Origin of the sequence: Pseudoflavonifractor sp. HCP28S3_F10, assembly GCF_052065415.1 — a bacterium.
In the GTDB taxonomy this organism is placed as follows: domain Bacteria; phylum Bacillota; class Clostridia; order Oscillospirales; family Oscillospiraceae; genus Pseudoflavonifractor_A.
Genome location: NZ_JBQHUB010000003.1, coordinates 1 through 22,045, shown reverse-complemented (window position 1 = coordinate 22,045; position 22,045 = coordinate 1). Strand labels below are relative to the sequence as shown.

Here is a 22,045-nt window from a genome sequence, read left to right as displayed (position 1 = left end):
GAAAATCCAGCGGCACCAGAAACAGGCCGAAAAATAATTGACCACCCGGTCTGTTTGTGCTATAATCCGAAACAGACCGGATGGTCTTTTTTATTTGGAGGTCTTTTATGAAACGGGAAGAAAAAAATGCTCTGTCCAGACAGCGCATTCTGGATGCCGCGATGGAGGAATTCTCCCGCAACGGCTATGACGGTGCCTCTCTGAACACCGTCTGCGCGGAAAAGGGGATCTCAAAGGGGATCATTTATCACTATTTTAAAGATAAGGATGAATTGTATCTCCTGTGCGTCGGGCACTGCTTTGACGCCTTCACCGCGTATCTGCAAAACGCAGCCGGGTCGCTGGCCGGCTCTGCCCAGGCACGGCTGCAGGGCTACTTTGACGCCAGGCTCCGTTTTTTTGCCGGGCACCCGCTGTACCTGGCCCTTTTTGCCGATGCCGCGTTCCGTCCCCCGGCAGCACTGCGGGAGGAGATCGCGCAGTGCCGCCAGGCCTTTGACGCACTGAATATTTCCGTGCTGACCGATCTGCTGAAAAGCGAACCGCTGAGAAAAGGCCTCACCGTCAGCACGGTGGTGGAAGATTTCAGGCTGTATATGGACTATTTCAACCTGCATTTCAAGGCAGATCTTTGCGGAGAGCGCTCCATGAGCGACCTTCTCCGGGAACATGAAGAAAGGTGTCACCGTCAGCTGGACGTCCTGCTCTACGGTGTATTTGGTGAGAAACATGCAGAATAATCCGTCTTCAAGAGAGTCCCTGCTCTCCACGGTAAAACCATCGAAAGCCATCGTAAATCTGGCCATCCCCGCCACCCTGGCCCTGCTGGCCAAAGCGGTCTACAACATCGTGGACACCGCCTATATCGGTATGTTAAAGGACGATGTGGCTCTGGCCGCCGTGGGCGTCACCGTTCCCCTGCTGCTTATTATGGTCTCCATTGAGAACATCTTCGCCGCCGGAGCCGCCGTTCTGGCCGGCCGTCAGCTGGGCAGCGAGGACAAGGAGGGGGCCAGCCGCACCGTCACCACCATCATCGGCGTGTCCACCATCATCGGCATATTCCTCTGCGTGTTCGGCCTTATTTTCCTCGACCCCGTCATGCGTACCTTCGGTGCTGATGACGTCACCATTGGCCAGACCAAGGACTACGCCTTCTGGATGTTTATCGCAGCCCTGGCTAATCTGCCCGCCCAGAGCATGAACTGCGCCGCCCGTGCGGAGTCCTCCGTGAAGATCACCTCTGTTGCCGTCATTACCGGCGCGGCGCTGAATATCATCCTGGACCCTATCTTCATGTTCGACTGGGGCTTCGGCATGAAGGTGGCCGGCGCTTCCCTGGCCACCACCGTGTCCCAGTTCGTCACCTTCTTCATCATGGCGGGCTTCTACCTCAGCGGCAAGTCCATCATCAAGCTCCGTCTGAAGGCCTTCAAGCCCAGCTGGAAGCTCATCAGGACCGTGGCCCTTATCGGCATACCCACCGCCATCATTCAGATCTGCCTGGCTCTGGCCAGCGCTCTGACCAACATGGCTATCAAGCCCATGGCCGATTCCACCGAGCTGATGGCCGCCTACGGCGTGGTGCAGCGTCTGATTCTCATCGGCAGCTACGTCATCATGGGCTTCATGCAGGGCTATCAGCCCGTGGCCTCCTATGCCTTCGGCGCCAAAAACGAGAAGCGGTTCCATGACTCTGTCCGCTTTGCCCTGAAGGGTTCCCTGGCGCTGGCAGCAGTAGTGGCCGCCGCCTATATCGTCCTATCCCACCCCCTCATCATGCTCTTTAACCGCAACCCTATTATCGTAGACTATGGCGCCAGGCTGCTCTTCTCCCAGGTCATCCTGTTCCCCGCCTTCGGCCTGTGCTATATGATGACCATCACCTTCCAGACCATCGGTTCGTCCCAAATGGGGCTCTTCCTCTCCCTGATCCGCCAGGGACTGTTCTATGTGCCGTTTATTCTGATCCTGCCCAAGCTGCTGGGCGTCACCGGCATCTATCTTTCCCAGCCCGCCGCCGATGTGCTGACCATCCTGCTCTGCCTGTTTCTCATCAAACCCATGAAGCGTATCGCGTCGGAACATATGGCCGCATAGGCCCACGCTACGCCGCGCCGCAAATCAAATGGGAGCGGCAGGGCCCAAAAGCCCCACCGCTCCCGCAACCGGATATCGTGCAGCAGCAGGCCCCGCGCCGGAGGGCGCGGGGCCTGCTGAATTTCGGTTCAGTCTGTGAGACGGCCCAGGATGGCCGCGTCCGCCTCACAGAAGGGATAGTATTTCAGATCGGCGGGAAAGACCCACTCCATGGCCTCATGGACCCGGAGGACGGGCTTTCCCCATACGATGCGGGCGCTGAGAAAGGTGAAGGACAGCACCCGCTCCGGCCCGGCCTGGACGTACCTGGCCAGCACATCGCCGGTCTCCAGCTCCACGCCCAACTCCTCCCGGCACTCCCGGATGAGGCAGGCGGCGGCGTCCTCCCCCGGCTCCCGCTTGCCGCCGGGGAACTCCCACAGGTGGGCGTTGCTCCCCTCCTTCCGCCGGCAGATGAGCACCCGGCCCAGCCGGTCCCGGATGATCCCCGCGGATACCTCCGTCATATCCCTCACTCCTCCCCGCCCGGCGGCGGAAAACCAATGCCGCAGGCTCGTTTTTTCCAGTTTAGCACGAACCTTCGCCGGGAACAAGGGGCATCTCAGTACTCTTTTTCCCGCAGGATGGAGACCGACGTCCGGTAGGACAGGTACATCACAACCGCCAGCACCGGCACAACGGCGGCCAGCAGGGCATAGCCCAGCCACGCCGGCAGGGCGATGCGGCCGGAGAGCAGATTCACCAGGGCCAGGCCTCCGCCGAAAGCCGCCAGAAAGACCGCCATATACACCACTCTGGCCTTTTCCACCCCCAGCTTGTAGCACAGGGGCAGCGCCACCGCGATCATCAGCAGCGCCACGGCGGCGCAGGAGAGCGTGCTGGCCGCCGCCTCGTCCAGCGCTACGTCCGCAAACCCCAGCAGGCCCAGCAGCAGGGTCAGCCCCAGGGCCAGCGCTGCCGCAGCCAGGTCCACCAGCAGACAGAACAGGTAGCGGGCGCCCACCGCCTTCTCCCGCCCGCCGGGCAGGGTAGCCACAAAGGTCTCCCATCCGGTGGACTGGTCATAACCAAAGGCGGACAGAGGGGTCATCAGAGTCATCACCGTCACCAGAGTGGTCAGGATATAGGGCCCCCACACGCCGGTGACCGCAATGGCCGCGTAGAGCACGAAGAGCATCGTCCAGGTGCGCAGCTGTTTGCGCAGCACGAAGAATTCCTTTTTCAGCAGGCCGTTCATACCTGTTCCCCCCTTGTGGTAAACACCATGATATCCTCCAGATCCGCCGGGTCCACCGTCAGCTCCGGGTAAAGGCGGCGGAAGTCCCGGCGGCTGCGGATCAGGGCCTCGCACCGGTACTGACTGGACCGCACGCCCACAACGAAGGCCGGGTCCACCCGCTCCAGCTCCTGCCGGGTGCAGGCCAGGCGGCCGTGGTCGGCCAGCAGCTCGTCCTTGGCCCCCTGGAGCACCAGCTTTCCGTGGTGCAGGTAGGCCACGTAGTCGGCCGCCTTCTCCAGGTCCGACGTGATGTGGCTGGAGAGCAGGATAGCGTGCTCCTCATCGGAGATGAAGTTCAGAAACTCGTCCAGGATGGCGTCCCGCACCACCGGGTCCAGGCCGCTGGTGGCCTCGTCCAGCAGCAGCAGCCGGGGCCGGTGGGCCAGGGCTGCGGCGATGGAGAGCTTCATCTTCATGCCCCGGGAGTACTCCTTTATTGTCTTTTTTCCGGGCAGCTCGAATTTTTCCAGATAGCTCCGGAAGAGTTTCCCGTCCCAGGAGGCATATATCCCCGACAGGATATCGCCCACCTGTCCGGCGGTGAGCATGGGATGGAAGGGACACTCGTCCAGCACCACGCCCACCAGCTCCTTTACCGCCCGCTCGTCTGCCGCGTGGTCCAGCCCAAATACCTTGATCTGGCCGCCGTCCGTGCGGATCAGGTTCAGGATGCACTTGATGATGGTGGTCTTTCCCGCTCCGTTCTCCCCGATCAGGCCCAGGATGGTGCCTCCCGGCACGGCGAGGGATACGTCATCCAGCCGGAAGGAGCCGTAATCCTTGGTGAGATGGGAGATCTCAATGGCATTGTCAGTTTTCATAGTGTTTCCTCTCCATACAGGATAGTCAGGGTCTGTGAGAGCTCTTCCAGGGTGACGCCCCCGGTGCGGGCCACCTCCACCGCGGCGGAAAGATGTTCCTCCGCCCGGCGCAGGGCGTCCTCCCGCACCAGTTCCAGGTTCCGGGGCGCCACGAAGCACCCCTTGCCCGGAACGGTGGTGATGAAGCCCTCCCGCTCCAGCTCCTCATAGGCCCGCTTGGTGGTGATCACTGAGATCCGCAGATCCCGGGCCAGCAGCCGCATGGAGGGCAGGGCCTCCCCCTCCCGCAGCTCACCCTTCAGGATCAGGCCCTTGACCTGGCGGGTGATCTGGTCGTAAATGGGCACTTCGCCCGTGTTTCGGATGACGATGTCCATGGCACACCTCTGTTATACTGTATATATCCGATGTGTACAGTATATATGCGGTATACACAGTTGTCAAGAGGAAACTGCCGTATTTATAAAAAAACAGGGCAGGGTACCCCATGGGGTATCCCGCCCTGTCTTTCACCGCTCCGCTGCGGAAATCCTGTTCCCTCCCGCCGCCGCGAGAGGATGATCCGGCTCTTCCAGACGCATGACTGAAATCTCATAGGCGGTGCGCTGGCTGCTCTCGCCGTTTTCCACCTTGATGTAGCTGCGGCTCTGAAACCGGCCTTCCAGCCGCACGGTGTCGCCCACCTCCAGGGCGGCACAGCGGCGGGCCAGCGCTCCCCAGGCGATACAGGGCAAGTAGTCGGCCCGTCCATAACGGCGGTTCACGGCCAGCAGCAGGTCGCAGATCTCCCGCCCCATGGGGGTCCGCCGGAAGATCGGCGGTTTGCACAGCGCGCCGGAGAGCACCAGCTGGTTCACATGTTCCCCCTCCGCCGGGCGGATAGCCCTGGCATAGAGGGTGATGACCAGGCGGCTCCCTCTGCCGCTCTTGTTGTTGAAGGAGCGTACCTCTCCCTCCACTTCCACTTCTTCCCCTGCCCGGACGGGACAGCGCTCCAGCAGGGGCCGGGCTGCGATCACGTTGACCCGGTCCTCGGCGCCGGACAGCCGCCTCACACTCAGGGGAAAGGCGTCGTAGACCACGCCGTGGTTCTCATGGGAGGGCGCCGGATCGAGGAGCACGGTCCCCCGGAGAAAAGCCTGATTTTCATTCCACTCTGTTTCCATACTGCCACACTCCTGTGTATCATTTCCAGGTCTGCATGTGGCATTTATATGCGGCGGCGCCCTCCGCTATGACAACCCGTTCAAGCGGAGGCCGCAGGGGTGCTATTGCGGCCCGGGACGGACGGCCCAATGCTGCTCCACACTCCGGCGGGCAGAAAGGTCCGGCGGCATATGGGGCATACCGCCCACAGGCCCCGCCCACTCTCCATTGGCGGCATAGGCAGTCTCGGAACAGCTCTCAAACTCCTCCAGATGCCGGGGACGCTCCGCCATCAGGGCGTTGGTCCGGTGCTGCACCAGCTGGAGCAGCGCCTCCTCAGGGTCCAGCAGGACGCCGTCGGCATTGACTTCGCTCATGACATCCACCTCCCACCCCATAGTATGCCGCCGCCGGGAAAAAATATCGCGTTCCTCCGCAGCAGAAGTACCCGGGGCAAAAAAAGCGGCCCCGGTGAGGATATCAATTAAGAGCGCCCCTCCGCCGTTGGCGGAGGGGCGCTTATTGTTCGATCCATCCCGATCAGGACAGGAGCAGCTTGTCATCGGCCTCGCTGGAACCGGTGGCCTGGCCAAACTTGGCCAGAAGATCCTCCACCGTCAGCTTCTGCTTCTCCTCGCCGGCAATATCCAGAGCGATCCGGCCCTCGTACATCATGATGAGCCGGTCGCCGTATTCGATGGCGTCCCGCATATTGTGGGTGATCATCAGGGTGGTCAGCCGGTCCCGGTTGACGATGCGGCGGGTAACCTCCATGACCTTGGCAGCCGTCTTGGGATCCAGTGCGGCGGTATGCTCGTCCAGCAGGAGGAGCTTGGGCTTCTGCAGCGTGGCCATGAGCAGGGTGAGCGCCTGGCGCTGGCCACCGGACAGCAGGCCCACCTTGGCGGTCATGCGGTCCTCCAGACCCAGATCCAGGATCTTGAGCATCTCACGGAACTGCTCCCGCTCGGCCTTGGTGATGCCGGCACGAAGGGTACGCCCCTGGCCGCGCCGGGCTGCCAGGGCCAGGTTCTCCTCGATCTGCATGGTGGCGGCGGTACCCATCATGGGGTCCTGGAACACGCGGCCGATGTACTTGGCCCGCTTGTGCTCGGGCAGGCGGGTCACATCCACCCCGCCGATGGTGATGGAACCCTCGTCCACCGTCCACACGCCGGCCACGGCGTTGAGCAGGGTGGACTTGCCGGCGCCGTTGCCGCCGATGACGGCTACGGATTCACATTCCTTCAGGTGGAGAGAGACCCCGTTCAGGGCGGTCTTTTCATTGACAGTGCCCGCGTTGAAGGTCTTGTAAATGTTTTTGATCTCAAGCATTACGAACGCCCCCTCTCTTTGTGGGTCTGGCAAAGTATCTGCCCTTCCAGTAGGGGATGGAGAGGAAGATGGCCACCACCATGGCGGAGAGCAGCTTCAGATAGTTGGGATTCAGGCCTCTGGACAGCACGGCTTGGATGACGATGTAGTAGATGATAGCGCCCAAAGAGACCGCCGCCAGCTTGAGGCCGAAGTTGCGGAAGGCCTTGCCGAAGATGACCTCGCCGATGATGACCGCCGCCAGGCCGATCACGATGGCGCCGCGGCCCATGTTGATCTCACAGCCGCCGTTGTACTGGGAGAGCAGGGCGCCCGACAGGGCCACCATGCCGTTGGAGAGCATCAAGCCCAGCACCTTGGTGAAATTGGTATTGATGCCCTGGGCCCGTGCCATGTTGGGATTGGAGCCGGTGGCCCGCAGGGCGGAGCCCAGCTCGGTGCCGAAGAACCAGTACAGCGCCGCGATAAGGACGGCCGTCACCAGTCCCACCACGAAAATGGGATGGCGGACGAAGGACCGGGTCCCCTTGGCCACGTCGCCCACAAAGCGCAGCGAGACCAGCAGACGGTCCAGCACATCGGGGTTGGTGACGTTGATGGCCACGGTGGCCTTCATGCTCATCACGGCCATGTTGACGGAATAGAGCCCCAATTGGGTCAGGATGCCGGCCAGGATAGCGGGAATACCGCAGAAGGTGTGGAGCAGTCCGGTGGTCAGTCCCGCCAGCATACCCACCAGGACGGCGGCCAGCAGCGCCGCGAACAGGTTGACGCCGTTGGTGAAGAGCACCACGAATACCGCGCCGCCGGTACAGAACGAGCCGTCCACCGTCAGATCAGCGATATCCAGCAGCTTGTAGGTGATGTACACGCCGATAGCCATGATGCCCCAGATCAATCCCTGGGACACAGCGCCCGGCAATGCGTTGATGAAGCCTGACATAAGCATGTTCCTCCTCGAAAAAACTCGATAGACTTCAATAGTATAACAAAAAACAGTGGAAAAGGGAAGTACCCTTTTCCACTGTTTTCAGTGACGCGGAAACTGTTAGCCGGCAGTGATGGCCTCGTAGCCCTCGGGGGCGGTCAGGCCCAGGTCGGCGCACATGGTCTCGTTGTACTTCTTGACGTAATTGGGCGCGTACTCGATGGGCATCTCGGACACGCTGCTCTCACCCTTGAGGATCTTGGCGGCCATCTGGCCGGTGGTCACGCCCAGGTCATAGTAGCTGATGGACAGGGTGGCCACGCCGCAGCCGGCGCAGATGCCCTCCTCGCCGGTAAACACAGGCACCTTGCCATGGCAGATGTTGTCCACCACGCCGGTGTTGTTGGCCACAGTGTTATCGGTGGGAACATAGAGGATGTCGCTGTTGTCCGCAGCGCTCTGGGTCACAGAGGCCATATCATTGGTGTCGGAGAAGGGGTACTGGGTGCAGGTGTAGCCCATATCCTCCAGGCACTTCTGGACCACGTCCACCTGGTACTGGCTGTTGGCCTCGGCAGAGCAGTAGAGCAGGCCCACGGTCTTGGCGTCGGGGAACCACTCGTTGATCATGGCAGCCTGCTGGTCCAGAGGGGCCAGATCGGAGGTGCCGGACACGTTGGTGCCCACAGTGCCGCTGAAGTTGTCAATGCCCAGAGCCACGCCGTACTCGGTGACAGAGGTGCCCAGCACCGGGATGTCGCCGGTGGCGGAAGCGGCGGCCTGGAGGGCGGGGGTGGCGTTGGCCATGATCAGGTCCACATTGTCAGACACAAAGCCGTTGACGATGGTGGCACAGGTGGGGCTGTCGCCGGCAGCGTTCTGCTCCTTGAACTCCACGGCGTCGCCCAGCGCCTCGGTCAGAGCATCCTTAAAGCCCTGGGTAGCGGCGTCCAGCGCGGGGTGGGGAGCCAGCTGGCAGATACCCACCACGTACTTCTCGCCGCTGGGGGCGGCGCTGGGCTGGACAGACTCCTGAGGAGCGGCAGAGGGAGCGGGAGCAGTGCTGGGCTGGCTGGCGGTACCGCCGCCGCAGGCGGCCAGAGAGGCCGTCATCGCCACGGTGAGCGCCATGGCGGCAAGCTTGGACAGTTTCTTCATGTCAGATTCCTCCAAAATGGCGGGCGTCTTTAACACACTTATGCTTTTAAGTATTAAAGTGATGGAACGCAAAAAAAGCGCCCCAAGGCCCTGAATTGTCCTCATTATAATGACGTGTCTTAAAATTGTCAACCCCTATTTTTTGTCACCCCCCTCCCCGCCGGCGCGAAACCCCTCCCGCATGGGCAGACGGGCGGTTTTCCATGGACTTTTTACTCTGGTTGTGATAAACTAAAGAAACCTATGGATAATCCTGTGATATTCGGAGGTCACACATCTTGAAGACTGAAATTCTGGGCGTCCGTTTTGACGATCTCTCTCCGGAGGAAATGGTTCACACCGCCGTCTCCCTCATCGAGGCCGGCGGGTTCCACTACGCGGTCACGCCCAATCCCGAATTCCTGCTCACCGCGCAGAAAAACGAGGCCTTCCGCACTGCGCTCAACCAGGCCGATCTCTCCATGCCCGACGGCGTGGGGGTGGTGTACGCCTCCCGCATCCTGGGCCGCCCCCTGGCGGGACGGGTGCCGGGCATCGACTTTGCCGACAGCCTGATGGCCTGGATGGCTCAAACCGGCAAGCGGCTCTTCCTGCTGGGCTCCAAGCCCGGTGTGGCCGAAATGGCTGCCGCCGCCCTGCGGGAGCGGCACCCCGGTCTTGCCATCTGCGGCACCCACGACGGCTATTTTAAAGAGGACGCCCCCGTCATCGCCGCCATCCGGGAGTCAGGGGCCGACGCGGCCCTGGTCTGCCTGGGCGCCCCCAAGCAGGAGCTGTGGATGGCTCAGAACGGCCCCGCCACCGGCGTGAAGTTTATGGTGGGCCTGGGCGGCGCGCTGGACGTGTTCGCCGGTGTGGTGGAGCGGGCCCCCGAGTCCTGGCAGAAGGTGGGCATGGAATGGCTCTACCGTCTGGTCAAGGACCCCAAGCGCATCAAGCGCATGGCCCGGCTGCCCCTGGTGCTCTTCCAGGCGGCGGGCCAGCGTGTCCGCGGCAAGTGAGCCGCCCCGCTATCATTCAGTCAGAGGAGGGACCTGCGTGTCCGGTAAAGTGATCGTGTTCGAGGGTACCGACGGCTCGGGGAAGTCCACCCAGTTCAGCCGCCTGTGCCGGCGGCTGGAGGAGGGCTCCATTCCCTTTCAGCGTCTGGTGTTCCCCCAGTATGGCGAGCCCTCCTCCGCCCTGATCCGCATGTATCTGGGCGGCGAGTTCGGCTCCCATCCCTCCGATGTGAACGCCTATGCCGCCTCCGCCTTTTACGCGGTGGACCGGTACGCCTCCTGGAAGAAGGTCTGGGGGGACTACTACCGGCAAGGGGGGCTGATCCTCTCCGACCGGTACACCACCTCCAACGCCGTCCATCAGGCCTGCAAGCTGCCCGAGGACCAGTGGGAGGACTTTTTCCGCTGGCTGGACGATTTTGAGCATACCAAGCTGGGCCTGCCCCGGCCCGACCTGGTGTTTTATCTGGATATGCCCACCGACCGCGCAGTGGAGATGCTCCGCAGCCGGGAGGCCGCCACCCATACCTCAGGGGATATCCACGAGGTGGACACCGGATATCTGGCCCTGTGCCGCCGCACCGCCCGCGCCGCCGCCCGGTGCCTGGGCTGGCAGACCGTCTCCTGTGTGGACGGAACAGGACGGGTAAGACCCATCGAAGAACTCCATTCCGAGATCTGGGACCGTCTGTCCCGCTCCCTTTCATCCGATATCAAAGGAGGAAACTGATATGGTCATCATCCTGCTGGGTACGGGCTTTGAGGAGTCCGAGGCCCTGGTCCCCGCCGATCTGCTGCGCCGCTCCGGCGCGGACGTCAGGCTGGTGGGACTGGATTCACTCCAGGTCACCGGCGGCCACGGCATCACCGTCACCGCCGATCTCCTGCTCTCCCAGGTCCGCGTGGACGAAACCGAAATGGTCATTCTCCCCGGCGGTCTGGGCGGCGTGAACGCCATCCAGAACAGCCTCACTGCCCAGGGGCTGATCCAGGGGGCCTATGACCGGGGCATCTGGCTGGCCGCCATCTGCGCCGCCCCCACCATTCTGGCGGGTATGGGCCTGCTGGACCGGCGCAGCGCCGTGTGCTACCCCGGCATGGAGGACGAGATGGGCTCGGCCGTGGTTTGCAAGGGTACGCCCGTGGTGGAGGACGGCCATATCATCACCGCGGAGGCCGCCGGCTCCGCCTTCGCTTTCGGTCTGAAGCTGGTGGAGGTCCTCCGCGGGACCGACGCCGCCGGGGAGGTACGTCATGCCGTCCACTACCATTTCTGATGCCAAGGCCCTCCTCCGTAAGGAGATCCGCGCCAGGATGAAGGCCCTCTCCCCGGAGGAGCGCCGAAAAAGCGATGACGCCCTTTTTGCCCGTTTTCTCGCCCTGCCGGCGGTGGCTGAGGCCGGCGTCATCCTGCTCTATCACGGGATGGGCGCCGAGCTGGATACCGCCCGGCTCATCCCTGCCCTGCTGGACATGGGCAAGACGGTGGCCCTGCCCCGGTGCACCGATGAGCCCGGCGTCATGGACGCCCGGCCGGTGGAGAAGGACACCGTCCTCATCCGTCACCGCTACGGCATGCTGGAGCCCGGACCCGACCGCCCGGTGATTCCCCCGGAAGCCATCGACCTGATCCTGGTGCCCGGTCTGGCCTTCGACCGGCAGTGCTATCGTCTGGGCCAGGGCGGGGGATACTATGACCGGTATCTGGAACGGTTTTCCGGCGCCGCCGTGGCCCTGTGCCGGGACTGCTTTCTCCTGGACGCGGTCCCTCATGAAGAACACGACCACCGGGTGGATCAGGTGATCACCGAGACCGGGACATACCGTCTTCCGTGCCCGTAAAACACCGAAAGGCGGGGCTTTCGCCCCGCCACCGGGCCGCACCCCCGCATGTATCAGGAGCAGTTTTCGCCGCACCCGCAGTTATTGCCGCAGCCGTTGCCGCAGCCGCCCCAGTTCCCGCCGCCGCAGCAGGAGACCAGAACGATGATGATCAGGATGATCCACAGGCAGCCACAGCCGCCAAACCCATTGTTACCACAGCACATAAAATAGGTCACACCTCTCATGATTTTTCATCCGGGTGGAATTTGATCTTCCGGCCGGACTGACCTATCCTATGCGCCCGGTCCTCCGGTGGTGCGGCCGGCCGGCTGTCCCTTTTACCTTCCGCTTTGGACGCACAGTTAGGAGTTGAATCCATGTCACAGGAATACGACAGACAGCCGGGAAAGCGCGTACAGGGCCGCCGGCAGTACGAACCTTCCCATCTGGAGCAGCCGCGCCGCGGCGGCGATGACGCCGCTTCCCGGTCTTCCCGCAGCCGGACCCGCCGCAAACGCCGCAAGAGCGGTTTCGGCCCGCTGCTCTATGTGATCTTTGTCATCGGCATCTCGGCCCTGCTGGCCGGACTGTGCTGGGTGGCCGCCAGCGATATGCTGGCCCTCAACAAGCCGGAGCACTATGCCACCATCACCATTGAGGAGGGCGCCACCCTGGACCAGGTGGCCGATCTGTTGGAGGAAAACGGCCTGATCGAGTACAAGCCGGTCTTTAAGCTCTTCGCCTCTTTGACCCATGTGGAGCGGGACAACAAGATCACTGCCGGCACCTATGAACTGGATACCGATATGGATTACCGCGCCCTCATCAGCAGCATGGGCAAGGGCTCGGCCAGCCGCAAGGCGGTGAAGGTGACCATTACCGAGGGCATGACCCTGGACCAGATCTTCTCCATGCTGGAGGAACAGGGCGTGTCCACCGTGGAGAAGCTGAGGGATGTGGCCGCCAACCACACCTTCAAGTACTCCTTCCTCAAGGACCTGCCCACCGGTGACTATCACCGGCTGGAGGGCTTCCTCTTCCCCGACACCTATGAGTTCTATATGGGCGGCGACCCGCTGCAGATCATCAACCGGATGATCCTCCGCTTTGACGAGATGTTCACCGATGATATGCGCAATCTGGCCGCCCAGAAGGGCTACTCTGTGGGAGACATTGCGAACATCGCTTCCATGATCGAAAAGGAAACCGACGGCACCGATCAGGCCAAGATCGCCTCGGTGATCTACAACCGTCTGGAAAACAGCGCCGCCGGCGGCACCTACGGCCTGCTCAACATTGACGCCACCATCATCTACTACACCGGCCGCATCCCGGTGACCTCAGCCGACACGGCGGACGCCTCCAACCCCTACAACACCTATCAGCACGCCGGGCTGCCCCCCACGGCCATCTCCAATCCCGGCATCGACGCCCTCCGGGCCGCTCTCAGCCCCGCCGATACCAACTATTATTACTATGCCCTGGGCGACGACGGGGTCCACCACTTCTTCAAGACCCTGCGGGAGCTGGAGAACTTCACCGCCTCCCAGCAGCTCTATCAGAAATAAACACCCTGTGCGGCGGACGCGGAGCTCTGCGTCCGCCGCCTTTCGATGGAGGGATATCCCCATGAAAACGGAACTTCTCGCCCCCGCCGGCGACATGGAGCGCCTGCGCATGGCGGTGGCCTACGGCGCCGACGCGGTGTATCTGGCGGGCCAGGACTTCGGGATGCGGGCCTTCGCCGGCAACTTCTCCCCCGAGGACCTGCGTGCCGCCGTGGATTTCTGCCACAGCCGGGGGGTACACGTCCACGTGACCTGCAACACCATGCCCCGCAACGATGAGGTGGCCCGGCTGCCCCAGTGGCTGGAGCTGCTGGACGACGCGGGGGTGGACGCGGCCATCATGGCCGACCTGGGCGTGTTCTCCCTGGCCAAACGCTACGCCCCGCACCTCAAGCGCCATGTATCCACCCAGGCCGGCGTCACCAACTACGAGGTGGCCCGTGCCTGGCACGACCTGGGGGCCCACCGGGTCATCCTGGCCCGGGAGCTCTCTCTGGACGAGGTGGCCGAACTGCGGGCCAAGACCCCGAAAGAGCTGGAGATCGAGGCCTTTGTCCATGGCGCCATGTGCGTGAGCTACTCGGGCCGGTGCCTGCTCTCCAATTACATGACCGGACGGGACGCCCAGCGGGGCGCCTGTGCCCAGCCCTGCCGGTACAAATACGCCCTGATGGAGGAGAAGCGCCCCGGGGAATATTTCCCCGTCTTTGAGGAAAACGGCGAGACCTTTATCATGAACAGCCGGGACATGTGCATGATCGACCACATCCCCGAGCTGATGGAGGCCGGGGTGGACTCCCTGAAGATCGAAGGCCGGGCCAAGTCGGCCTATTACGCCGCTGTGGTCACCGGCGCCTACCGCCATGCGGTGGACGCCGCCCTGGCTGGTGAGCCTCTCGCCCCCGTCTGGCGGGACGAGGTGGAGAAGGTGAGCCACCGGCACTACTCCACCGGCTTCTGGTTCGGCCAGCCCGGCCAGTACACCGAGGACGCCCGCTACATCCGGGACTACCAGGTCTGCGCCGTGGTGGAGTCCTGCACTCCCGACGGGCAGGCGGTGTGCTCCCTGCGCAACAAGTTCCGCGCCGGGGACGAGCTGGAGCTCATCGGTCCCGGCCTGGAGCCCGTCTCCTTCTCCGTCCCGGTGATGGCGGACAGCGACGGCTTCCCTCTGGAGGAGCCCCGCACCCCCCAGATGACGTTCACCATCCGGCTCCCCCACCCGGCTCCCGCCCTGTCCCTCCTGCGCCGCCGGGCCCAGGGGCTGTAACGGAGGTGCGCCGCGGCCTGTCAACGGGAAATGGATCGAAATACGAAGATTCCGTGGAAAACGACGGTTGACAAGCGGTGAAAGTGTGGTACAATAGTTTCGCTTGGCCGTCCGCCGCACCGGCGGCAGCCCGCCCAGGCAAATATCAGATCAGGCTTTGACGGAACCAAGCGGTATACCTGGCCATGAGCGAGGGGGAAGAGTGAGAGCCCCCGGCCGTCGGGAACCGCGCGCCACTCCCGAGCCGTCCGTGATGAGCGGACCGTCCCGCCCCCGTTACCGGGCGACAGGAGACGCCCCGCGCCATCGCGGGGATAATCAGGGTGGTACCGTGGAATTTTTCCGCCCCTGGCTGTGAGCCGGGGGCGGTTTTTTCGTCCCGCTCCGTCCCCATCCCCATGTCAACATTTGTTTGGAGGTAGATTCCCATGAAGAAGAAATTTGGAGTCAACGAACTCCGCGAGATGTTCCTCAGCTTTTTTGAGACCAAGGGCCATCTCCGTCTCCCCAGCTTTTCCCTGATCCCCCAGAACGACGCGTCCCTGCTCCTCATCAACTCCGGCATGGCCCCCATGAAGCCCTACTTCACCGGCGAGCAGGAGCCCCCCCGCCACCGGGTGTGCACCTGCCAGAAGTGTATCCGTACCGGCGACATCGAGAACATCGGCAAAACCGCCCGCCACGGCACCTACTTTGAGATGCTGGGCAACTTCTCCTTCGGCGATTACTTCAAGAAGGAGGCCATCGCCTGGTGCTGGGAGTTCCTGACCTCCCCCGAGTGGGTGGGCCTGGACCCCGACCGCCTCTACCCCTCCATCTACGAGGATGATGACGAGGCCTTCCGCATCTGGCACGAGGACATTGGCATCCCCGCCGAGCGCATCTTCCGCTTCGGTAAGGCGGACAATTTCTGGGAGCACGGCTCCGGCCCCTGCGGCCCCTGCTCCGAGGTCTACTATGACCGGGGAGAGAAGTACGGCTGCGGCAAAGAGGGCTGCACCGTAGGCTGCGACTGCGACCGCTATATGGAGGTCTGGAACAACGTCTTTTCCCAGTTCAACAACGACGGTGAGGGCCACTACACCGAGCTGGCCCAGAAGAACATCGACACCGGCATGGGCCTGGAGCGCCTGGCCGTGGTGTGCCAGGACGTGGACTCCCTCTTCGATGTGGACACCGTCATGAACATCACCAACAAGGTCAGTGAGATCACCCACGCCCACTACGGCGAGAGCCACAAAACCGATGTCTCCCTGCGCATCATCACCGACCACATCCGCTCGGCCACCTTCATGATCTGTGACGGCGTGCTCCCCTCCAACGAGGGCCGGGGCTATGTGCTGCGCCGCCTGCTCCGCCGGGCCGCCCGCCACGGCAAGCTGCTGGGCGTCAACGATCCCTTCCTGTATGAGGTGTGCGACGCGGTGGTCCACGAGAACGAGGGCCACTATCCCGAGCTGCGGGAGCGCCAGGCCTATATCACCAAGATCATCCGGGTGGAGGAGGAGAACTTTGCCAAGACCATCGACGGCGGCATGAAGATCTTCGACGACATGATGGCCGGCCACAGGGAAAAGGGCGAGACCGTTTTCTCCGGCGCGGACGCCTTCAAGCTCTATGACACCTACGGCTTCCCCATTGACCTGACCATCGAGATGGTGGAAGAGGCCGGCATGACCGTGGATCAGGACGCCTTCAAGGCCCTGATGGAGGAGCAGCGTATCCGGGCCCGCAAGGCCCGCGAGGCTCTGGGCGACCTGGGCTGGGCCGGCATCGAGTTCGGCAAGGACATGCCCGCCACCACCTTCCTGGGCTATACCCGGAATGAGGCCCAGGGACAGATTCTGGCCCTGGTGGCCGAAGAGGAGCTGCGGGACGAGGTGGGCGCCGGCGCTGAGGCTATCGTGGTGCTGGATCAGACCCCCTTCTACGCCGAGATGGGCGGCCAGGTGGCCGACCACGGCATCATCAAGACCGACACCGCCCTCTTCGAGGTCCGGGACGTGCAGAAGAACAAGGGCGGCAAGTATATGCACTCCGGCGTGGTCAAGGCCGGCGCGCTGAAGGTGGGCGACACCGTCACCGCCGCCATCGATGTGGAGCGCCGCCACGCCCTGGCCCGCGCCCACTCCGCCACTCACCTGCTGCAGAAGGCCCTGGAGATCGTCCTTGGCGACCACGTGAACCAGGCCGGCTCCCTGGTGGAGCCCGACTTCCTCCGCTTCGACTTCACCCACTTCTCCGCCATGACGCCCGAGGAGCTGGCTGAGGTCTCCCGCCTGGTGAATGAGTCCATCCTCACCGGCTACCCCGTGGTCACCAACGAGATGAGCATTGACGAGGCCCGCAAGACCGGCGCCAAGGCCCTCTTCGGCGAGAAGTACGGCGACCGGGTCCGTGTGGTGGACATGGGCGGCTACTCCGTGGAATTCTGCGGCGGCACCCATCTGGACAACACCGCCAAGGCCGGCGTGTTCCACATCGACAGCGAGTTCTCCGTGGCCTCCGGCGTCCGCCGCATCGAGGCCACCACCGGCGTCAAGTCCCTGGAGACCATGAACCGCAACCAGGAGCTTCTCTTCCAGGCCGCCGCCATTCTCAAGACCAAGCCCGGCGAGCTGCGGGAGAAGGCCGAGCAGAACATGGATGAGCTGCGCCAGCTCCGCCACACCATTGAGAAGTACAAGGCCCGCGAGGCCGCCGGCGAGACCGACCGCTTCCTTATGGGCGGTCACCTCGTAGGGGATCTGAAGGTCCTCACCGCCACCCTCCCCGAGGCCGACGCCAACAAGCTGCGCCAGATGGGCGACATGCTGCGGGACAAGCAGCCCAATGTGGTGGCCGTCCTCTCCTCCGTCAGCGGCGAGAAGATCACCTTCCTGGCCGTGTGCGGCAAGGAGGCCGTCCAGAAGGGCGTCAAGGCCGGAGACATCATCAAGTCCGTCACCGCCATCTGCGGCGGCAAGGGCGGCGGCAAGCCCGACTCCGCCATGGGCGGCGGCTCCAACATCCTCAAGCTGGATGACGCACTGGCCAGCGTGGACGACTTCGTGGCCGCCAAGCTGGGCCTGTAAGCCGCCTATGACCACCGCTTTCTTCCGCCGCCCGCCAGCGAAGGCGAGCCGCGCCGCTCAGGCGCGTCCAAGGGTCTTGCGTCAGCAAGTCCTTGCCGCAGGGCGAATTCACTTCGCCCGAGGATGTCAAAGCCAAAGGGGGCCCCGGACGGTGTTCCACGCCGGCCGGGGAACGGCGGCAAGCCCGACTCCGCCATGGGCGGCGGCTCCAACATCCTCAAGCTGGATGACACGCTGGCCAGCGTGGACGACTTCGTGGCCGCCAAGCTGGGGGTATAAAAGATGACCCGGGACGATCTGGCGCGGCTGCGGGCCCTGGATATCGATTTTGAGTCCATCGGCCTGCTGGAGCCCGGCGTGCCTCAGGAGCCCTATTTCTGCACCCCTCTGGGGGCGGAACACGTGGGCCGGACGGGCTGCGACGGGGTCCACTTCGTCCTTCTGCCCGGGGATGAGCGGATCTTCTGTGTGGACCCCGCCATGGGGGAGCCGGACAAATACGTGCTCCCCGTAGCGGAGGACCTGCGGCAGTTTCTCTCCTTCCTCCTTTTCTGCCGGGACAGCAACCCCATCGCCCAGCTCTGGTGGCTGGAGGAGGAACAGTTCCGCTCCCTGCTGGAGGAGGACGCCACCGCCCACTGGGAGGGCTGTAAGCCCTTCCTGGCCCGCAGGAACAAGGCTCTGGAGGTCATTGCCCGCGCCTTTTCCCTGGCTCCGGCCGACCCCTATGCTCCGGTACGTGCCATGCAGGCCGCTTTTGACCCCGATATCCTGTGTTTTTCCGACGAATACTATGACGTGCTCGGCATCGAGCGCGCAGAAAGGAGTTAATCATGTCCGATTGTCTGTTCTGCAAGATCGTGGCGGGGAAGATCCCCTCCAACAAGGTCTATGAGGACGAGCAGTGCTATGCCTTCTATGACATCGACCCTCAGGCACCCACCCACTTCCTGGTGGTGCCCAAGGCCCACATCCAGTCTGCCGCCGCCATCACGGCGGAGAACGAGGCGGTGGTGGGCCACATCTTCTCCGTCATCGCCAGGCTCTCCCGTGAGCTGGGCTTTGCCGAAAAGGGCTACCGCGTGGTCTCCAACATCGGCGAGCAGGGGCAGCAGACTGTGCCCCACCTGCACTTCCACGTGCTGGCAGGCCGGGATATGACCTGGCCTCCCGGCTAGGCGTCGTCGCAAAGTCCGCTAAGCTCCGCTTCCGCCTCGCGGCGAAAGCTGCGCACGCTCCCTTGCTCCTCCTTTCCCAATCGAACCCGCTCCGCTGGGCTTCGCTTGGGTCCCCTGCTACAAAGTCCGCTAAGCTCCGCTTCCGCCTCACGGCGAAGGCTGCGCACGCTCCCTTGCTCCTCCTTTCCCAATCGAACCCGCTCCGCTGGGCTTCGCTTGGGTCCCCTGCTACAAAGTCCGCTAAGCTCCGCTTCCGCCTCGCGGCGAAAGCGGAGCCTGGAGCTTATTACATGCCAAGGCCCCGGAGCTGCTGCTCCGGGGCCTCTTTTCTCGCTATTTCTGGTTTTGGGCCATCCATTTGGCCAGCTGCTCAGCCAGGGCTGAATTGCCCTTGTCCTCCTGCCGCTCCTGCTGCTGGAGATAGCGCCGCACATCCCCCTTGCCGGCGGAGCGGGTCTCCCGGCGCTTTTTGAAGTCGGAGAGCTTTTCCCGGTAGCCGCAGACGCAGGCGAACATCTGGTTCTCCCCCTCTCCCCGCAGCTCCATCTTCTTATGGCAGTTGGGACAGCGGGCGTTGGTGGTCTGGGTGACGCTGCGGCGGTAGCCGCACTCCCGGTCGGGGCAGACCAGCATCTTGCCCCGCTTCCCCTTTACGTTGAGCAGGAATTTGCCGCAGTCGGGGCACTTTTCCCGGGACACGTTGTCATGGGTATAGGTGGCGTCGCTCTCCTTCACCTCAGCCACCAGATGGGCGGCATACCGCCGCATCTCGGCAATGAAGTCCTGCTCCTTCTCCCGGCCCTGGGCGATGTCTCCCAGCCGTTTTTCCCACCGGGCGGTGAGGGCGGCCGAGCGCAGGTCGGCGGGAGCCAGCTCCACCACCTGCATGCCCTTGGAGGTGGGCACCAGTTCCTTTCCCCGCCGCTCCACATAGAAGGCGGAGAAGAGCTTCTCTATGATATCGGCCCGGGTGGCAGGGGTGCCCAGGCCGCCGGTCTCCTCCAGGATGCGGCTCTGGTCCCGGTCGTTCACCTGGGCGCCGGGGTGCTCCATAGCCGAGAGGAGAGTGGCCTCGGTATAACGGCCCGGCGGGGCGGTATGGCCTGTGTTCACCCGGGCGGAGAGGACCTTTACCCGGTCCCCCTGCCGCAGCTCGGGCAGGGCCTGCTCCCGCTCGTCCTCTTCCCCGTCGTCCTCCTCCAGCGCGCCGAAGGAGCGGTCATAGGCCGCCTTCCAGCCCTGGTTCTTCACGATCTTGCCCCGGGCGGTGAAGGTCTCCCCATCCACCGTCAGGGTCAGGCGCACCTCCTCATACTCGAAGGGGGGCAGCAGCACCGCCAGAAAGCGGCGCACCACCAGGTCATAGATGTTCCGCTCCCCGCCGCTCATGCGCCACAGGTCCACCTGCTCCTCGGTGGGGATGATGGCGTGGTGGTCGGAGACTTTGGCATTGTTCACCAAAAACCGGGTCTGGAGGGGGCGCTGCCGCCGGATAGACAGGGCCAGGTCCCGGTACACGTCCACTGCCGCGGCAGAGAGCCGCTCGGGCAGGGTGGGGACCACGTCGTCCGAGATATACCGGGAGTCGGTCCGGGGGTAGGTGAGCACCTTGTGGGTCTCGTAAAGGGACTGCATCATGGACAGGGTCTCTTTCGCCGTGTAGGCGTACTTCCGGTTGGCGTCCCGCTGCAGCTCGGTCAGGTCGTAGGCCGCCGGGGGCGGAGTCTGCTTCCAGGTCCGTTTCAGCTCGGTGATCCGGGCCTCCTTCCCCTCCAGCCTGGCGCAGAGGGCCTGGGCCCGGGCCTGATCGAAGATGCGGGTCTGGCCGTTTTTATCCCGCCAGGTGGCCGTAAAGCCGCCGCATTTCAGCGTGACGGTGTAATACTCCTTGGGCCGGAATTCCCGAATCTCCCGCTCCCGGTCCACAATGAGGGCCAGGGTGGGGGTCTGCACCCGCCCGGCGGAGAGCTGGGCGTTGTGCTTGCAGGTCAGCGCCCGGGTCACATTGAGGCCCACCAGCCAGTCGGCCACGCTGCGGGCCCGGGCGGAATAGAAGAGGTTGTCATAGTCCCGGGCCGGCTTCAGGTTGGCAAATCCCTCCCGGATGGCCCTGTCGGTCTGGGAGGAGATCCACAGCCTCCTGGCCGGGCCTTTCCAGCCCGCCTTCTCCATGATCCACCGGGCCACCAGCTCCCCCTCCCGGCCGGCGTCGGTGGCGATGACCAGCTCGTTCACGTCTCCCCGGCGCATCAGGGCCTGCACCGCCCGGAACTGCCGTCCGGATTGAGGGATGACCACCGTTTTCATCCGCTCGGGCAGCATGGGCAGGGTGAGCATATCCCACTTCTGCCAGCTTTTGTCGTAGTCCTCCGGGGCGGCCAGCTCCACCAGGTGGCCCAGCGCCCAGGTAACAATGTATTTCTCCCCCTCCAGATAGCCGTCGCCGCTCTTTTTGCAGCCCAGCACCCGGGCCAGCTCCCGGCCCACCGAGGGCTTTTCCGCCAGTACCAGCGTCTTTGCCATAACGGTCTCCTATCCCCGCTCCGGCGCGTCTCCGGCCGCCGCGGTTTGACTTTTTCACATGGTATCATTATAATGGAGACGGCCGGAAAAGGCAATCCATGCCCACCCCGGGGCGTTTTCCCTTTTCCTGCCGCCATATGACGGAAGGAGTTTTGAACCATGATCCGGAAAGCCACCCCCAACGACCTGGACGGGATCTGCGATATCTATGACGCCATCCTCCGCCGGGAGGAACGCTCCGGCCAGAGCGTCACCAACTGGAAGCGGGACCTCTATCCCACCCGGGACACCGCCCGGAAGGCAGGCAAGGCCGGCACCCTCTATGTGGATGTCCAGGGCGGCGAGGTGGCCGCCTGTGCCAACCTGAACCAGATCCAGCCCGCCGAGTACGCCGGGATCCCCTGGTCCATCCCCGCCAAAAAGAGCGAGGTGCTGGTCATCCACACCCTGGTGGTCCATCCGGTCATCGCCAGGCACGGCCTGGGCCGGAAATTCGTGGCCTTTGCTGAGGGGTTGGCCAAGGGCATGGGCTGCAAAGCCATCCGGCTGGATACCTACGAGGGCAACACCCCCGCCCGGGCCTTTTATGAGAAGCTGGGCTACCGCCTGGCCGGCAGCGCCGACTTCCACTTTGAGGATGTCATCGACGAGGTCCTGGTTTGCTACGAAAAGGAGCTGCTGTAACGGTTGCCTTTGCCCTATTGAAACAGAAGTTCCCTCCCCGCCTGCGTGAACTGCACCCCATTTGTTAGACAGTATGATATACTATCTAACAAGTGGGGTGTTTACTATGCCAAAAGGGATCCCAAACAAACGATATATGCCAGAATTTAAGAAACT

General features: G+C 63.3%; 24 protein-coding genes. 13 read left to right on the top strand and 11 right to left on the bottom strand.

What is annotated here, in order from left to right; genetic code table 11:
- Window positions 1–107 precede the first annotated feature (107 nt).
- Both ACTNBZ_RS02560 and ACTNBZ_RS02555 read left to right on the top strand, forming a co-directional pair.
- On the top strand, window positions 108–740 hold the full coding sequence (locus tag ACTNBZ_RS02560) for a TetR/AcrR family transcriptional regulator (RefSeq protein ID WP_441208080.1): 633 nt from the start codon (window positions 108–110) through the stop codon (window positions 738–740).
- On the top strand, window positions 730–2,100 hold the full coding sequence (locus ACTNBZ_RS02555) for an MATE family efflux transporter (RefSeq protein ID WP_441208079.1): 1,371 nt from the start codon (window positions 730–732) through the stop codon (window positions 2,098–2,100). The genes ACTNBZ_RS02560 and ACTNBZ_RS02555 overlap by 11 nt, the downstream gene beginning before the upstream one ends.
- Window positions 2,101–2,228: 128 nt before the next feature.
- Here ACTNBZ_RS02555 and ACTNBZ_RS02550 read toward each other — a convergent pair whose 3' ends face one another.
- The 9 genes from ACTNBZ_RS02550 to ACTNBZ_RS02510 all read right to left on the bottom strand — a co-directional run bounded on the left by ACTNBZ_RS02550 (window position 2,229) and on the right by ACTNBZ_RS02510 (window position 8,767).
- A complete protein-coding gene (locus tag ACTNBZ_RS02550; RefSeq protein WP_441208078.1) occupies window positions 2,229–2,606 on the bottom strand; it encodes a (deoxy)nucleoside triphosphate pyrophosphohydrolase in 378 nt (125 codons plus the stop codon).
- Between the two features lie 95 nt (window positions 2,607–2,701).
- Window positions 2,702–3,337 carry an ABC-2 transporter permease gene (locus ACTNBZ_RS02545; RefSeq protein WP_441208077.1) on the bottom strand — a complete coding sequence of 212 codons (636 nt, stop codon included), beginning with the start codon at window positions 3,335–3,337 and terminating at the stop codon, window positions 2,702–2,704.
- Window positions 3,334–4,200 carry an ABC transporter ATP-binding protein gene (locus ACTNBZ_RS02540; RefSeq protein ID WP_441208076.1) on the bottom strand — a complete coding sequence of 289 codons (867 nt, stop codon included), beginning with the start codon at window positions 4,198–4,200 and terminating at the stop codon, window positions 3,334–3,336. Before ACTNBZ_RS02540 ends, ACTNBZ_RS02545 begins: the two co-directional genes overlap by 4 nt.
- Window positions 4,197–4,577 carry a GntR family transcriptional regulator gene (locus ACTNBZ_RS02535; protein ID WP_441208075.1) on the bottom strand — a complete coding sequence of 127 codons (381 nt, stop codon included), beginning with the start codon at window positions 4,575–4,577 and terminating at the stop codon, window positions 4,197–4,199. Before ACTNBZ_RS02535 ends, ACTNBZ_RS02540 begins: the two co-directional genes overlap by 4 nt.
- A 132-nt stretch (window positions 4,578–4,709) precedes the next feature.
- On the bottom strand, window positions 4,710–5,366 hold the full coding sequence (locus ACTNBZ_RS02530; protein WP_441208074.1) for a single-stranded DNA-binding protein: 657 nt from the start codon (window positions 5,364–5,366) through the stop codon (window positions 4,710–4,712).
- A gap of 102 nt (window positions 5,367–5,468) precedes the next feature.
- Window positions 5,469–5,723: a hypothetical protein gene (locus ACTNBZ_RS02525; RefSeq protein WP_441208073.1), complete on the bottom strand. Its 255-nt coding sequence runs from the start codon at window positions 5,721–5,723 to the stop codon at window positions 5,469–5,471.
- A 163-nt stretch (window positions 5,724–5,886) separates the two neighbouring features.
- Window positions 5,887–6,681, bottom strand: coding sequence for an ABC transporter ATP-binding protein (locus ACTNBZ_RS02520; RefSeq protein ID WP_441208072.1), 795 nt, complete (start codon window positions 6,679–6,681; stop codon window positions 5,887–5,889).
- A complete protein-coding gene (locus ACTNBZ_RS02515) occupies window positions 6,674–7,624 on the bottom strand; it encodes an ABC transporter permease (RefSeq protein ID WP_441208071.1) in 951 nt (316 codons plus the stop codon). Before ACTNBZ_RS02515 ends, ACTNBZ_RS02520 begins: the two co-directional genes overlap by 8 nt.
- Before the next feature lie 105 nt (window positions 7,625–7,729).
- Window positions 7,730–8,767: an ABC transporter substrate-binding protein gene (locus ACTNBZ_RS02510; RefSeq protein ID WP_441208070.1), complete on the bottom strand. Its 1,038-nt coding sequence runs from the start codon at window positions 8,765–8,767 to the stop codon at window positions 7,730–7,732.
- Window positions 8,768–9,045: 278 nt separating this feature from the next.
- On the opposite strand from ACTNBZ_RS02510, the gene ACTNBZ_RS02505 reads away from it, so the two are divergent.
- From ACTNBZ_RS02505 to ACTNBZ_RS02490, 4 genes are read left to right on the top strand one after another with little or no spacing between them, the layout of a single operon-like run.
- Window positions 9,046–9,768: a WecB/TagA/CpsF family glycosyltransferase gene (locus ACTNBZ_RS02505; protein ID WP_441208069.1), complete on the top strand. Its 723-nt coding sequence runs from the start codon at window positions 9,046–9,048 to the stop codon at window positions 9,766–9,768.
- Window positions 9,769–9,805: 37 nt separating this feature from the next.
- Entirely contained in the window at window positions 9,806–10,498 is a 693-nt protein-coding gene (locus ACTNBZ_RS02500; protein WP_441208068.1) for a dTMP kinase, read from the top strand.
- A gap of 1 nt (window position 10,499) precedes the next feature.
- On the top strand, window positions 10,500–11,045 hold the full coding sequence (locus tag ACTNBZ_RS02495; protein WP_441208067.1) for a DJ-1 family glyoxalase III: 546 nt from the start codon (window positions 10,500–10,502) through the stop codon (window positions 11,043–11,045).
- A complete protein-coding gene (locus ACTNBZ_RS02490; protein ID WP_441208066.1) occupies window positions 11,023–11,610 on the top strand; it encodes a 5-formyltetrahydrofolate cyclo-ligase in 588 nt (195 codons plus the stop codon). Before ACTNBZ_RS02495 ends, ACTNBZ_RS02490 begins: the two co-directional genes overlap by 23 nt.
- Before the next feature lie 53 nt (window positions 11,611–11,663).
- Here ACTNBZ_RS02490 and ACTNBZ_RS02485 read toward each other — a convergent pair whose 3' ends face one another.
- Window positions 11,664–11,816, bottom strand: coding sequence for a hypothetical protein (locus ACTNBZ_RS02485; RefSeq protein ID WP_441208065.1), 153 nt, complete (start codon window positions 11,814–11,816; stop codon window positions 11,664–11,666).
- 153 nt (window positions 11,817–11,969) lie between these two features.
- Between ACTNBZ_RS02485 and mltG the strand changes: the two genes are divergently transcribed.
- The 6 genes from mltG to ACTNBZ_RS02455 all read left to right on the top strand — a co-directional run bounded on the left by mltG (window position 11,970) and on the right by ACTNBZ_RS02455 (window position 18,682).
- Complete coding sequence (gene mltG, locus ACTNBZ_RS02480; RefSeq protein WP_441208064.1) at window positions 11,970–13,160, top strand: endolytic transglycosylase MltG; 1,191 nt, start codon at window positions 11,970–11,972, stop codon at window positions 13,158–13,160.
- Between the two features lie 61 nt (window positions 13,161–13,221).
- Window positions 13,222–14,430, top strand: a complete 1,209-nt coding sequence (locus tag ACTNBZ_RS02475) for a peptidase U32 family protein (RefSeq protein ID WP_441208063.1) — start codon at window positions 13,222–13,224, stop codon at window positions 14,428–14,430.
- Between the two features lie 428 nt (window positions 14,431–14,858).
- Window positions 14,859–17,504 (top strand): alanine--tRNA ligase, encoded by a 2,646-nt coding sequence (gene alaS / locus ACTNBZ_RS02470; protein WP_441208062.1) that lies wholly within the window; start codon window positions 14,859–14,861, stop codon window positions 17,502–17,504.
- Between the two features lie 123 nt (window positions 17,505–17,627).
- Complete coding sequence (locus ACTNBZ_RS02465) at window positions 17,628–17,783, top strand: hypothetical protein (RefSeq protein ID WP_441208061.1); 156 nt, start codon at window positions 17,628–17,630, stop codon at window positions 17,781–17,783.
- 3 nt (window positions 17,784–17,786) lie between these two features.
- A complete protein-coding gene (locus ACTNBZ_RS02460; protein ID WP_441208060.1) occupies window positions 17,787–18,335 on the top strand; it encodes a hypothetical protein in 549 nt (182 codons plus the stop codon).
- Window positions 18,336–18,337: 2 nt separating this feature from the next.
- Window positions 18,338–18,682 (top strand): histidine triad nucleotide-binding protein, encoded by a 345-nt coding sequence (locus ACTNBZ_RS02455; protein WP_441208059.1) that lies wholly within the window; start codon window positions 18,338–18,340, stop codon window positions 18,680–18,682.
- A gap of 333 nt (window positions 18,683–19,015) precedes the next feature.
- On the opposite strand, the gene ACTNBZ_RS02450 is transcribed toward ACTNBZ_RS02455, so the two are convergent.
- Entirely contained in the window at window positions 19,016–21,205 is a 2,190-nt protein-coding gene (locus tag ACTNBZ_RS02450; RefSeq protein WP_441208058.1) for a DNA topoisomerase III, read from the bottom strand.
- 159 nt (window positions 21,206–21,364) lie between these two features.
- Here ACTNBZ_RS02450 and ACTNBZ_RS02445 point away from each other — a divergent pair, with 159 nt between their 5' ends.
- Window positions 21,365–21,889 (top strand): N-acetyltransferase family protein, encoded by a 525-nt coding sequence (locus ACTNBZ_RS02445; RefSeq protein ID WP_441208057.1) that lies wholly within the window; start codon window positions 21,365–21,367, stop codon window positions 21,887–21,889.
- Window positions 21,890–22,045 lie beyond the last annotated feature (156 nt).

Bases quoted from the DNA above. Each gene is read 5' to 3' on its own strand.
- ACTNBZ_RS02560 (WP_441208080.1), top strand. From the start codon at position 108: ATGAAACGGGAAGAAAAAAATGCTCTGTCCAGACAGCGCATTCTGGAT.
- ACTNBZ_RS02555 (WP_441208079.1), top strand. From the start codon at position 730: ATGCAGAATAATCCGTCTTCAAGAGAGTCCCTGCTCTCCACGGTAAAA.
- ACTNBZ_RS02550 (WP_441208078.1), bottom strand. From the start codon at position 2,606: ATGACGGAGGTATCCGCGGGGATCATCCGGGACCGGCTGGGCCGGGTG.
- ACTNBZ_RS02545 (WP_441208077.1), bottom strand. From the start codon at position 3,337: ATGAACGGCCTGCTGAAAAAGGAATTCTTCGTGCTGCGCAAACAGCTG.
- ACTNBZ_RS02540 (WP_441208076.1), bottom strand. From the start codon at position 4,200: ATGAAAACTGACAATGCCATTGAGATCTCCCATCTCACCAAGGATTAC.
- ACTNBZ_RS02535 (WP_441208075.1), bottom strand. From the start codon at position 4,577: ATGGACATCGTCATCCGAAACACGGGCGAAGTGCCCATTTACGACCAG.
- ACTNBZ_RS02530 (WP_441208074.1), bottom strand. From the start codon at position 5,366: ATGGAAACAGAGTGGAATGAAAATCAGGCTTTTCTCCGGGGGACCGTG.
- ACTNBZ_RS02525 (WP_441208073.1), bottom strand. From the start codon at position 5,723: ATGAGCGAAGTCAATGCCGACGGCGTCCTGCTGGACCCTGAGGAGGCG.
- ACTNBZ_RS02520 (WP_441208072.1), bottom strand. From the start codon at position 6,681: ATGCTTGAGATCAAAAACATTTACAAGACCTTCAACGCGGGCACTGTC.
- ACTNBZ_RS02515 (WP_441208071.1), bottom strand. From the start codon at position 7,624: ATGTCAGGCTTCATCAACGCATTGCCGGGCGCTGTGTCCCAGGGATTG.
- ACTNBZ_RS02510 (WP_441208070.1), bottom strand. From the start codon at position 8,767: ATGAAGAAACTGTCCAAGCTTGCCGCCATGGCGCTCACCGTGGCGATG.
- ACTNBZ_RS02495 (WP_441208067.1), top strand. From the start codon at position 10,500: ATGGTCATCATCCTGCTGGGTACGGGCTTTGAGGAGTCCGAGGCCCTG.
- ACTNBZ_RS02490 (WP_441208066.1), top strand. From the start codon at position 11,023: ATGCCGTCCACTACCATTTCTGATGCCAAGGCCCTCCTCCGTAAGGAG.
- ACTNBZ_RS02485 (WP_441208065.1), bottom strand. From the start codon at position 11,816: ATGTGCTGTGGTAACAATGGGTTTGGCGGCTGTGGCTGCCTGTGGATC.
- mltG (WP_441208064.1), top strand. From the start codon at position 11,970: ATGTCACAGGAATACGACAGACAGCCGGGAAAGCGCGTACAGGGCCGC.
- ACTNBZ_RS02475 (WP_441208063.1), top strand. From the start codon at position 13,222: ATGAAAACGGAACTTCTCGCCCCCGCCGGCGACATGGAGCGCCTGCGC.
- alaS (WP_441208062.1), top strand. From the start codon at position 14,859: ATGAAGAAGAAATTTGGAGTCAACGAACTCCGCGAGATGTTCCTCAGC.
- ACTNBZ_RS02465 (WP_441208061.1), top strand. From the start codon at position 17,628: ATGTCAAAGCCAAAGGGGGCCCCGGACGGTGTTCCACGCCGGCCGGGG.
- ACTNBZ_RS02460 (WP_441208060.1), top strand. From the start codon at position 17,787: ATGACCCGGGACGATCTGGCGCGGCTGCGGGCCCTGGATATCGATTTT.
- ACTNBZ_RS02455 (WP_441208059.1), top strand. From the start codon at position 18,338: ATGTCCGATTGTCTGTTCTGCAAGATCGTGGCGGGGAAGATCCCCTCC.
- ACTNBZ_RS02450 (WP_441208058.1), bottom strand. From the start codon at position 21,205: ATGGCAAAGACGCTGGTACTGGCGGAAAAGCCCTCGGTGGGCCGGGAG.
- ACTNBZ_RS02445 (WP_441208057.1), top strand. From the start codon at position 21,365: ATGATCCGGAAAGCCACCCCCAACGACCTGGACGGGATCTGCGATATC.